Source organism: Nitrosococcus halophilus Nc 4, from assembly GCF_000024725.1.
In the GTDB taxonomy this organism is placed as follows: Bacteria; Pseudomonadota; Gammaproteobacteria; order Nitrosococcales; family Nitrosococcaceae; genus Nitrosococcus; species Nitrosococcus halophilus.
In genome coordinates this window covers 2,886,975-2,898,165 of sequence record NC_013960.1, presented here as the reverse complement: position 1 = coordinate 2,898,165, position 11,191 = coordinate 2,886,975, and the positions used below count along the sequence as shown (strand labels likewise).

Genomic DNA, 11,191 nt, shown 5'->3' with positions numbered 1-11,191 from the left:
CGTTTACTTTTTCTTCCCATAAAATTTATGAAATGCCACAACAGCTTGAAAGTGCTTACAGAAAGCATCAAACTCCTCAACTCTTCTCACCGAGTAGGTATGATTGATAATAAAGCCGAGCAAGGGGGCAAAATCTCGATGACCTAAGCGGCCATCGGCGTAGACTGCCTTGGCTTTGAGCATCTTGAATTCCGGCAGCAATTCACGAAACAGCGACTCCTTTTCAATTTTGCTTGCTTTCGCTTCTAGCCGCCTTCGCAAACTGAGCACATCTCCATAAAACCGCCTCAACTGCGTATGGGAAACCTTCGACATTTCTTGGGCAAGTTGCTCAGCTTCTTCATCCACTAAAGCCGCGCGAGGAGTTTTCCCATCCGCTTCGAAATAGCATTGTGTTTCAGGTTTGGGTATCCGAGGGGGGCCTTGTTCTCTTGAAGAACGATGAGGTAATGGACGGTAGGACATAACAATTCTCCTTATTAGCTCCGGTTACGGTAAAGGGCAATGCTTATGGGAATAAGACTTGTCAATTCGATTTGCTCCTTCTGGCGCAGATCTACCGTTAAGCCCAGCAAGCGGTTGTAAAAAAAAGACAATTCAGCTTGCTGTGCGGAAGTTAAACCGCGCTGCTCACCAATATGGCGGGCCAGGTGATAACCCCAGCGGGCACGCCAATCGGCGCAGTTCATATCCTTCTCCTGTTCCAATTTCCGCCGCTGCTCCAAAAAATACCGCAACTTATAAACAAATGAGGTGCTCACAAGCTTGTTGCGAAGATGTCGGTGCAGATCTTCAGCGACTTCCAGCACACCGGGTAACAGCTCCCAGACCAGGGGCTGCCCGGTAAAAAGGGAGACTCGATTACGACCTTTATGACCCTCGTCTTTGATCCCCTCACCTTTAGCCTGCTCCAATCGTTCTTCGGCACGCCAAACGGCCCGGTTCAAGGGTTGATTGGCCTGGATCAACTCCACCCCTGCCGAGAGGGTGATATTGGGGTTATCGCCCACATAACGGCGGAATTCCTGGTGAAGATCGGGGAGCAATTCAGTGATGGTTTGACGCCAAGGGCCAATCAGGAGCAGATCATCCCCGCCGGCGTAGACGGTGTAGGTGGCCCGATGCCGAGTCGCCAATAGCTGATAAAGCCGCCCGGTGAAAAAGAAGTCCATCATTCGGGAAAGTTGGGCGAAACGACTGATAGTCGCCCGGTCCTGCCGCTTATCGGGATCACATAGGCCATGACCAAAAATAAACCCAAGCCGATCCACGTCGGCTTTCAGTACGGCTAGAAAGGGCTTGCCAAGAAGGTTTTTGTCTCCTCCTTCCCCCTCAGCTTCACGGGCTTCAGCCGCCAAGTGCTCAAAGGTTTTGAGATCACCCGCCTGCACGGCTTTCGCTTCCTCGCTCAGACAAGCATATTCTGGCCGAGATCCCTCTTCTTCCCCCAGCAGGGGGACATAAGCGGCGAGATAACGCTGGGCCAAAGAGGAATCCTCTATCGCCTCACCTTCACCTTGATAAAGGCGGCAAGCAGAAAGGTGCTCGCGTAGCGGCCTAGGAGCAGTTTCCTCTAGCCTCAACACATAGCGATCAAAGAAAAGCTCTTCCCGCTTATTTGCCCGGCCTCCTTCCCGCCAACTCAATCCCTGGGTCTTGGGTAGCCAACCCCCTATCCGCTGCTCTTTATGGCAGACCGAGCAGCGACGAATTTCGGCGCCATCCTCTCCTTGTTCGTAATGGACTGCGGGGCGACGATCGCAGACCTGGCAGGGGCCAAGCTCCTCATAGGTCACCGGCTGCACTGCTTGATAGGCAGTCTCCAAGGCTGTTTGTTTGGCCTCCTCCAAATTTAGCACTAAGGATTCATAAACCTGCTGAAATTGCCCCCCCAAGAAATCCTTCCCCGCAAACAGAGGAGATAAAGCCAGATTTAACGACAATTCCCCCAAATAACGGTTCTGCATCCAGCTATCAATTCTCCGCCGGAGCTGCGCCACTTGCCCTTCAAGTCCTTCGGATGTAGGCAGCAACAGCACAAAGCGGCCGCCAGCCCGTTGAATGAATTGGTAGGGAGACGCTAGCAACGTTTCCCGGCAAAGCAAGGCCGCCGCTTCCAGGATCATGCCCATGAGAAAGGAACGCGCCCGAAGGATTTTATTCACCCCTTTAACCTGCTGGTGGGCCAGTAAAAACAAAGAGTGCTGAATTCCCGAAAGATCGCCTACTAACAATCGGAATTTAGGGATTTCCCGATCCCGAATCGCGGCCTCATTATCTAATTCCCTTCGGGCTTCATGGAACTGATAGAGACAAGCGCCAATGGCGGCCACCGTTTGATTGTGGTCATGCAGCGAGATGTCAGGCAGATCCACCGTGGAAGACGGGATTGCCCAGGTGTAGCGCTCCGAAAGGCTTAACAGCGACTCATGGAAAAGGGGGAGGTTATTCATCTCTTGGCAAAGGCGCGTAAATTCGCCGCAAAACCCTTTCCAAAGCTGACGATACTGGGCAGGATAGCTATCAATCGCCAGCGCCTCTAAAGGGCGAGGCTGGATGTTTTCATGGGGATTTAATTCCAGTAAAGGGTGATAGCGCCGCTGCGGCTCACCGAGTCCCAGATCCACTTGGCTGAAAGTAGAAACCAAGGGAGTTTTGATAAAATGATCCCACCCTCTTTCCCCAGTCTTTAATTCATCTTCTTCATCCTGGGCCTTCCGATCCATGCCCGAGGATAAACGATCTGCCTCGGCAGCCAACCGACCCAAAGCGCCAAAGGCTTCGGGTTTGTGGTGAAATACCGCCATGTTACGGACTTGATTGAGGTTCACTCCACCAGGGAAAGAAAGACCTTGCCGCTCCATCCAATGGAAAAAGGCTTCGCTCCATAGCACATGCTTATAACCATAACGCCCATTGTAAACGGGCAATAGCACCGATTCCCGTTGGCGGACTTCAGCGGGCATCTGGCTGACGGCGCCATGGGCTCGCTGCATAAACTTGCCTAGATCCTGGAAAAAACAGCCTAAGATCACTTCATCGAAACTGGGGATATTTTTATTCATAATGCAGCTAGGTCCTTGCTGGTTTCAGTAGGTAGAATTCTTATTTGCTCAACTGGCAATGCCAGTCCAAACCGAGTCCGGGGCCGATTACCACTCGCCTGCAATAAGTAAGGTTGTGCGCGAACACCCAGCACACGGGTAATTCCACTATTGACCCGACTCTTTCTCTGCTCGAAATATTCCTTGGTAAAACCCGATCTGAGAGCCATTTCCACTCGCTCTATGTTGCCTGACAGCTCACCTGTCACGGAACGATAAAGGTTTATAAAATCCTGCGCGGGGGCTTCGCTCCAGTGAAGGAGAGGTAATTGCTGTAACTTTCGCCGGACGAACCATAGATAGAAAGCAAAGTCTGCCGGTGGCAAAGGAATCACTTCGCCACTACACAGGATTTGACGCCGTGTGGTGTCAATTACCAGATCCGGTGGCCCCAGCCTCCTTTGGGCTGCCGCTACGGTGCCGCTGAAGCTGGCCTTACCCGCCAACAACCCCTCGGGTATCCCGTGGCGCAGGCTCACGAAGGGAATCTCCGCCAATGTCACCTGGGCCTGCCGGGTATCCAACGGTCGGCTATCCGGTCCCGGCGTGTAGATCACCCGGGAATAGGGGGTGGGGTAAAAAAAATCCGGATGGGATTCATAGGGAGGGGAAACCAGGACATGGGAGAGCCGGTCCTGGGGCCGACCAAACAGGGACAGGGCATAACCGGCATAAAACCCCATGGTCTTGCGCCCGCCGGCGATGGAAACGTGCAGGCAGCTTTCCGGGTCGGCGGTCAACATCCGCACGTAGTCGGTAATGGCGTCGGCGGCTTGCTGATTATCTTCGGGGGTGCGGATATCGCTCAACGGCCGGCCGTCCTGATCCGTGAGCCGGTGAATGGAACAGTCATCGAAGTGGACACCCTCCAGTCCATAATCCTGGCACAAGCGGCGGAACCACCCCGGTTCCTCGAAAAGCAAGGTCAAATGCGCCCGCTCGGCCCCCTCCTCGGTGGTCAACACATGGACCTCGGTCGGTAAAGCATCATCACCGGCCTGGGCCAAGGCATACACCGTTTCGGTCACCACTTGGGGCGAGAGCGGGGGTGTACAAATAACTGTGTAACTGGTGATCTGTAATTAACAACAAGGAGAAAGCACTGATGACCAGTATTGAAAAAAAGACCGATGAGTTGCTGGATGAACTTCTGAAGGAGTGCAATAGCCCGAAAGAGGTTCTGGGCGAGCATGGGTTATTGAAGCAGCTGAGCAAGCGCTTGGTGGAGCGGGTTTTGGAGGCTGAGCTGACTGAGCACCTAGGGTACGCGCCCCATGCTCAGGAAGGTCGGGGCAGTGGCAACAGCCGCAACGGCAAGAGCAAGAAGCGGGTTCAGAGCGAGGCGGGGCAATTGGAAATCGAGGTGCCACGGGACCGCAATGGGAATTTTGAGCCGCAATTGGTCAAGAAACGTCAGCGTCGGCTGGAGGGCTTTGATGAGAAGGTGCTAGCGCTGTATGCCCGGGGGCTCTCGACCCGAGAGATTGAGGCGCAGCTGGAAGAGCTCTATGGGGTGGAGGTCTCCCCGGCGCTGATTTCCCAGGTGACCGATGCGGTGTTGGAGGAGGTGCGGGCCTGGCAAAGCCGGCCCCTATCGGCCGTCTATCCCATCCTATATTTTGATGCCTTGTTTGTGAAATCACGCCAGGAGGGCATGGTGAAAACGAAAGCAGTGTACTTAGCCCTGGGGGTCAATCTAGAGGGAGAGAAAGAGCTGTTAGGGATGTGGATGAGTGAAAACGAAGGGGCTAAATTCTGGCTGTCGGTATTCAATGAGCTGAAAAACCGGGGGGTCGAGGATTGCTTTATTGCCTGCGTGGACGGGCTCAAGGGCCTGCCTGAGGCCATCGAGGCGGTGTTTCCACAGGCCCAGGTTCAGCTGTGCATCGTGCACAAGGTGCGCGGCTCGCTGAAGTATGTCCCCTGGAAACAGCGCCGGGCCGTGGCGGCCGACCTGCGGGCCATCTATGGCGCCGCGACCCTGGCCGAGGCCGAACAGGCCCTAGAGCGCTTCTCAGCGCGTTGGGATGAGACATATCCGGCCATCAGCCCCAGCTGGCGGGCCGATTGGTCACGGCTGACGGTCTTCTTTGATTACCCACCCCAGATCCGGCGAGCCATTTATACCACCAACGCCATCGAATCCTTGAACTATTCACTACGAAAAGTCTTGAAAAACCGGGGCGCTTTTCCCACGGATGAAGCCATTTTCAAGGTGCTCTATCTGGCCCTGAACAATATCACCAAAAAATGGACTCAACCCATTCGGGACTGGAAGGCCGCCCTCAATCAATTCGTCATCCTCTTCGCTGAGCGGATGCCCAAGTGAAAATTAGTTACACAAAAAACTTGACACCCTCGCGAGAGCCCCGTTACCGCCAGCAAGATGCGGCGGGGATAATGGCGCGGTTGAGATGGATTATTGGAATTAGTCATCAGGATTTTCTTCGGCTATTTGAGATAGCCCCCTCTTTTACTGGTCTCTCTTGCCCATTCGATGGTGCGCATCGCTATGCTCTGCGCACCCTACGCAATCCAAGGGGTCAACTGCCGTTTCTAGAATCATCGGTCATGGAGTCTTCAATGTCCGCTCCGGCAAGCTTGCGGCGGCCTCCAACCGATAGCGCCCTAAGCCCATGCTGGTGTTCTTGCCGGCATGGGTCCATTGACCTAGCCAAAGGTAAGGCCAAAAAGGGGCTATCTGGGCCCCCTCAAGGACGACCGTACCTTGCAGCCCTCCCATTTGCATGGTGGTTCGCTGGCGGGAGGAGTAACGGGTCCAATCCTTCCAATAAAGATCCCCATGGCGGCATTTCACCGTCCGGGCCTTTGCCATCAGTCCGGCGAAATCCGCCTCCAAGGGGGTGTCGGTGTGAAAGTAAGTCAGCATGGAGAAACGGCGCAGTAAATTCCCGAATAAATCGGCAAAGAAGAAATCCTGGGGGCGCACATTGCGACCTTCTCGCTTTAAACGCAGGGGGGTTTGGAAATGAATTTGCACTGCCTCCGGCAACGGCGGTATGGGCGGCATTCGCTCAGGCCATGGCGTTAGCTTTTTATCCGGCTGAAAAATCGTCAACCAACGATCTGGGGATAAATTTTCGCGCTGCTGCACTTCCAGGAGTTGGAAATTTTGTCGCCGGGGTCCGATCCCCTGTTCTCCGGCCCGGATAAACGCATGGATAAAATAAGGTAGATAGCGATTGCCCCGCCCAAACAAGGTCAGGCCAAGGGTATATCTTGTGCTGGCGGTTGAGTTCTCCTCTAAAACCAGCACGAAGGGATGAGGCGCGGCATTGTAGCGGCGCATCTTGCGGCTGTCAGGCGGCGGAGGGGTTTCAAAAATATAAGGATAGACGCAGGAGCGGGCGAGCATGCATTCCCCGCAAGGAGTGCCCCGAGCCACACAGACGGTCTGTTTCAGCGCCCGGCCCAATACCCCGCGCCAGGCGGACCCGGCATAGGCAGGCAAAACGGTCGCCTCGGGCATGGAAAAAATCAGCCGATAACCGGCCAGCGGCAACCTGGGCAAGGACTCGCCCGGTTGTTGACCCTCTTGGCTTATCGCCTTAACCATGGTAAGTCTCCATTCATTGGATTATTTTTCGTTTGATATTGAACGGCTTGAGCAGACCAGGTCCAGGCCCACAAGCTTGTCGAAAAATTCAGGGGTCCCTGACTTTATCGTCAGGATTGACGCCTTGTTTAATACCAATTTAATCAAAGAATGCAATTTATTAAGGCCTCAAGTGTTTGTTTAAATTGAATCTATACAATGCAAAATCACATAAAATTGGTATAAAAAGGGAAGGTCGTGACCGTCGGACGGGACGACAGAGAGGGCGAAGCTTTGATCGTGTTTTAAATGGGGAGAATTGAGTAAATGAAGGGAAGGCTAAGCCTAGCTATTTCGGGCAAATGACCTTGCCGGAAACGGCCTCAAGGCCTTATTGATGCGCGCCCCCTTCGGGCCTCCTGCGGAGGTCCCGATTCGCTCCCAGCGAATCGGTCCGGTCTACGAGGAGGCGCTCATAAACCGCCCGTAGGCCGGATTAAGCGTCGCGTATCCGGCAAAACAATGCTTGGAATCTCCTGATCTGGAATACTACCCAAAGCTTTTAACGCCTATTCGAATGGCAACCCCTTCAATTTGGTAAACTAAGATCCATTCCAAGCAACTCAAAACGAGGAAGATGCCATCATTTAATCCCTCCCTCGCAAATGAAGAAGGCAACCTTGTAACTTTTGCCTCCCCTACGGGAGATCAGCGATATGTGCGTGTCTGCGCCCTTCACTTTGCCCCGCCCCTGTCCAACAATTTTCTGTTGCCCCGGTTTCCTCTGACCGCCACCATCGAGGCAGAATCCGATTGGCCAGAAATCCAGTTTGCTCTAGAGATTTCCCACTTAGATGGTTCTCGGCAGCGTATTCCCATGGGCCTGACCCAGCAGCAAGGGCCGCGCCGCCAGTTCAAAGTTACTTTTTTGCCTCCCCGGCCAGGCCCCTATAGGATTGGGATAGAGCTATCCGCCAGCGCTCAATCCATTCCCCTGTTTGAAACCGAGGTTGCCATCTGTGAGCCCAGAGCCCATGAAAGCTGGACTCTGGGACCCATGATTACGGAAATCGAGCCCTACCTTTATATTGGCAATGCGGCGGCGGCCGCCAATCCCAAACTTCATCCGGAGGATGCTGAAGGGCTCTTGGAAAGACAGGGTATCCGGGCGGTGCTCAATGCCGCTGAGGAAAGGGATCCCCACCCTGCCTTGCTCAATTCGGGCATCGACTACGCCCATTTTCCTTTCCAGGACTTTTCTCACAACCCCCTCGAAGAAGCCCGGCTCTGGGAGGCGGTCCAGTGGATGGCTTGTCATATAGAACAAAAAAGGTCCGTCTTCGTCCACTGCCATGCGGGCATCGGCCGTTCCGGTTCACTGGTGGTGGCTTATTTGCTGCTTTTCGGGTGCCCCCAAGACAGCTTCGATACCATCGTCCACCGGATAAACACGAAGCTGAAACTGAAAGACCATTACATTTATCCCCACGTGGGGATACCGGACACCATTAATACGCTGCGGACCCGCTTAGCATCTTCAGATCCGGCTTGGACGACCCGCTATCCGCCGGAGGCCGTCAGCAAAATCCACGCCGCCAGCATCGATTCTCTGAGGATTAATCACCAACCCCCCTTGATTGAAGGAGATATTTTCACCGAGCACCCCCATTCAGTACGCCAAGGGACCTCCCTTACCTTCCGTGTTAGGGTGGATTACCAAAGCCCGCCGCCTCGGGGCGTTTATCTTCTCACCAACTTGAACCAAGACGGCCCGTCCTTTGAGAAAATATTCATGTCTCCCACGGGAGAAAAAGGGATTTTTGAGGCCACCGTCACCCCTCGAAGACTGGGGGATGACTTTTGGCTGACCGCCTACGCCACCCCACGCCGCTACGACCATGAGTTAACCGCAACGTGGGTAGGCCGGGATATTCGATTTAGAGTAATCGAGGGGTAATATCGGGGTTCCCATTGAGGGGGAACCCTGTGGGATTTGCCCAGATACTTATACTGATTTCATGTAATTTTGCACTATATAGGTCTAATGTAAACAAACACTGACAACCTTAATAAATTGCATTCTTTTGTTAAATTGGTATTAGCCGTTGGCAATGAGTTGCTCGCCGCTTTCCAGGCTGAGGGCGTGCTCGCGGATGGCGTGGAAAGTCACCTCAGGCCAGCGTTCCATGGTGAGATCCAGGTTGACCCGGGTCGGCGCCAAATAGGTGAGATCCCCGGCCCCATCCAAAGCCAATTGGGCAGCGGCTTTGGTGCGAAATTCCTCTAACCGTTTGGGATCGTCACAGCTCACCCAGCGGGCGGTCACCACCTGGACATTCTCATAGCCACAATCCACACCATATTCGTGCTTCAAACGATGGGCCACCACATCGAACTGGAGCACCCCTACCGCCCCTAGGATCAAGTCGTTACCCACTAGGGGACGAAAGAGCTGGGTAGCCCCTTCCTCGCTTAGCTGTTGCAGTCCCTTGAGCAGGGCCTTCATGCGCAGGGGGTCTTTCAGGCGAACCCGGCGAAAGAGTTCCGGGGCAAAATGGGGAATCCCGGTAAATTGCAAATCTTCGCCTTGGGTAAAGGTGTCGCCGATTTGGATAGTGCCATGGTTATGAAGGCCGATAATGTCACCAGGACAGGCGGTCTCCGCTTGTTCCCGCTCGCCCGCCATGAAAGTCAGGGCATTGGCGATTTGCACCTCCCTTCCTAGCCGCACATGCCGCAACTTCATCCCCTTCTGGTAACTGCCGGAACAAACCCGCAAAAAGGCAATCCGGTCCCGGTGCTGGGGGTCCATGTTGGCTTGGATCTTAAACACAAAGCCGCTGAATTTCGGCTCCTCGGGCGCTACCCTGCGGGTCACTGTCTCGCGGGCTTGGGGAGGGGGGGCGTAATCCTCATAAACGTCCAGCAGCTCTTCCACGCCAAAATTATTCATGGCCGATCCAAAGAACACAGGAGTCTGCTCTCCCGCCAGAAAAGCTTCCTTATCAAAGGGGTGGCTGGCGCCTTGCACCAGTTCGATTTCTTCCCGGAGTTCCTCTGCCTGGCTGCCTAACACTTCATCCAGGCGGGGGTTATCCAACCCTTGGATCTGCTCCCCGCTTTTAACCTTTCCCCCGTGGGTAGGGCTAAACAAATGGATGCTGTTGTGGCCTAGATGGAAAATCCCTTTAAAGCGCTTCCCCATCCCAATAGGCCAAGTCACGGGCGCGCAGCGAATTTGCAGCACTTGCTCGATCTCATCTAGGAGCTCAATGGGTTCTCGACCTTCTCGATCCAACTTATTAATAAAAGTCAGAATTGGGGTGTTGCGCAAGCGGCAAACTTCCATCAATTTGATGGTCCGCTCCTCCACGCCTTTGGCGCTATCAATGACCATCAAGGCCGAATCCACAGCGGTCAGGGTCCGGTAGGTATCCTCGGAAAAATCGGCGTGCCCCGGCGTATCCAACAGATTGATGATGGAATTTTTATAGGGGAATTGCATCACCGAGGAAGTGACCGAAATTCCCCGCTGCTTTTCCAATTCCATCCAGTCCGAAGTGGCATAGCGGGCCGCCTTGCGGGACTTCACCGTGCCGGCAAGCTGAATCGCCCCGCCGAAAAGCAGTAACTTCTCGGTGAGGGTTGTTTTACCCGCATCCGGGTGGGAGATAATGGCAAAGGTCCTTCTTTTCTGGATTTCTCGGGCGAATTCTGCTGGCGACATACTTTAAAAACTTCAAATAAGAGTGAATACACAATCGTCTATATCAGCCTAGCGTCCCTTGGAGAGACGCCCAGGAAGGCTGTAGGGGCCAAAAAACGATAACCTTATATTTTCCCTGATATTGGCCGGATAGACAAACCGCCGGACTTTGACCTTCGCCAACCATCGCCTCTCCAGGGAGGACTTGCTATGATGAAATAGCTTTCCATTCAGTTTTGGAGTCTACCGCCATGGCTTCTCATGCCCTGCTACCCACCATCAGCATTCAAGAGTATCTTGCCGGCGAGCAGGCCAGCGAGATCCGCCATGAATATATCGCCGGCCAACTATTCGCCATGGTCGGCGCCAGCCGCGCCCACAATACCATCAGCCTCAATATCGCCTCGCTCTTTCATGCCCACCTCCGGGGCAGCCCCTGCCAGGCTTTTATGGCCGACATGAAGGTTCGGGTAGACAAGGCCGAAGCCTTCTATTATCCGGATATTGTCGTCACCTGCGAGCCACGGGATGACAAGGCCCTGTTCCTCAATGCGCCCTCCCTCATCGTGGAAGTGCTGTCGCCGGCCACGGAAAATATTGATCGGCGTGAGAAACGGATAGCCTATCAGTACCTGGAAAGCCTTAAGGAGTATGTGCTGGTGGCCCAGGACAGGCCCCAGGTGGAGGTCTACCGGTGTAGTCGCACTGGCGTCTGGGAGGTGGATATTTATGAGGGCGGCGAAACCGCTACGCTACCTTCGCTGAATCTGGAGCTGCCTTTGGCCGTCGTTTATGAGGGCGTGGGTTAATTGGGGTTATAGCGGT

At 54.1% G+C, this 11,191-nt stretch carries 8 protein-coding genes; 3 read left to right on the top strand and 5 right to left on the bottom strand.

What is annotated here, in order from left to right:
- Nucleotides 1-3: 3 nt before the first annotated feature.
- From csm2 to csm6, 3 genes are read right to left on the bottom strand one after another with little or no spacing between them, the layout of a single operon-like run.
- On the bottom strand, nucleotides 4-465 hold the full coding sequence (gene csm2 / locus NHAL_RS19885; RefSeq protein WP_013033751.1) for a type III-A CRISPR-associated protein Csm2: 462 nt from the start codon (nucleotides 463-465) through the stop codon (nucleotides 4-6).
- 14 nt (nucleotides 466-479) lie between these two features.
- The gene (gene cas10 / locus NHAL_RS13720; protein ID WP_013033750.1) at nucleotides 480-3,065 is read right to left on the bottom strand and encodes a type III-A CRISPR-associated protein Cas10/Csm1; all 2,586 of its coding nucleotides are present in this window, start codon (nucleotides 3,063-3,065) and stop codon (nucleotides 480-482) included.
- On the bottom strand, nucleotides 3,062-4,162 hold the full coding sequence (gene csm6, locus NHAL_RS13715) for a CRISPR-associated ring nuclease Csm6 (RefSeq protein WP_086009269.1): 1,101 nt from the start codon (nucleotides 4,160-4,162) through the stop codon (nucleotides 3,062-3,064). Before csm6 ends, cas10 begins: the two co-directional genes overlap by 4 nt.
- Before the next feature lie 47 nt (nucleotides 4,163-4,209).
- Here csm6 and NHAL_RS13710 point away from each other — a divergent pair, with 47 nt between their 5' ends.
- On the top strand, nucleotides 4,210-5,433 hold the full coding sequence (locus tag NHAL_RS13710) for an IS256 family transposase (protein ID WP_013031487.1): 1,224 nt from the start codon (nucleotides 4,210-4,212) through the stop codon (nucleotides 5,431-5,433).
- Between the two features lie 240 nt (nucleotides 5,434-5,673).
- Here the strand turns inward: NHAL_RS13710 and cas6 are convergent, their stop codons facing one another.
- Entirely contained in the window at nucleotides 5,674-6,681 is a 1,008-nt protein-coding gene (cas6, locus tag NHAL_RS13705; RefSeq protein ID WP_013033748.1) for a CRISPR system precrRNA processing endoribonuclease RAMP protein Cas6, read from the bottom strand.
- A gap of 616 nt (nucleotides 6,682-7,297) precedes the next feature.
- Between cas6 and NHAL_RS13700 the strand changes: the two genes are divergently transcribed.
- Nucleotides 7,298-8,617 (top strand): dual specificity protein phosphatase family protein, encoded by a 1,320-nt coding sequence (locus NHAL_RS13700; RefSeq protein ID WP_013033747.1) that lies wholly within the window; start codon nucleotides 7,298-7,300, stop codon nucleotides 8,615-8,617.
- Nucleotides 8,618-8,758: 141 nt separating this feature from the next.
- Here NHAL_RS13700 and NHAL_RS13695 read toward each other — a convergent pair whose 3' ends face one another.
- Nucleotides 8,759-10,387 carry a peptide chain release factor 3 gene (locus tag NHAL_RS13695; protein ID WP_013033746.1) on the bottom strand — a complete coding sequence of 543 codons (1,629 nt, stop codon included), beginning with the start codon at nucleotides 10,385-10,387 and terminating at the stop codon, nucleotides 8,759-8,761.
- A 230-nt stretch (nucleotides 10,388-10,617) separates the two neighbouring features.
- Between NHAL_RS13695 and NHAL_RS13690 the strand changes: the two genes are divergently transcribed.
- Nucleotides 10,618-11,175, top strand: coding sequence for a Uma2 family endonuclease (locus NHAL_RS13690; RefSeq protein ID WP_013033745.1), 558 nt, complete (start codon nucleotides 10,618-10,620; stop codon nucleotides 11,173-11,175).
- The last annotated feature ends 16 nt before the right edge of the window (nucleotides 11,176-11,191 follow it).

Excerpts from the sequence above, each read along its gene's own strand:
- csm2 (WP_013033751.1), bottom strand. The coding sequence starts at position 465 with ATGTCCTACCGTCCATTACCTCATCGTTCTTCAAGAGAACAAGGCCCC.
- cas10 (WP_013033750.1), bottom strand. The coding sequence starts at position 3,065 with ATGAATAAAAATATCCCCAGTTTCGATGAAGTGATCTTAGGCTGTTTT.
- NHAL_RS13710 (WP_013031487.1), top strand. The coding sequence starts at position 4,210 with ATGACCAGTATTGAAAAAAAGACCGATGAGTTGCTGGATGAACTTCTG.
- cas6 (WP_013033748.1), bottom strand. The coding sequence starts at position 6,681 with ATGGTTAAGGCGATAAGCCAAGAGGGTCAACAACCGGGCGAGTCCTTG.
- NHAL_RS13700 (WP_013033747.1), top strand. The coding sequence starts at position 7,298 with ATGCCATCATTTAATCCCTCCCTCGCAAATGAAGAAGGCAACCTTGTA.
- NHAL_RS13695 (WP_013033746.1), bottom strand. The coding sequence starts at position 10,387 with ATGTCGCCAGCAGAATTCGCCCGAGAAATCCAGAAAAGAAGGACCTTT.
- NHAL_RS13690 (WP_013033745.1), top strand. The coding sequence starts at position 10,618 with ATGGCTTCTCATGCCCTGCTACCCACCATCAGCATTCAAGAGTATCTT.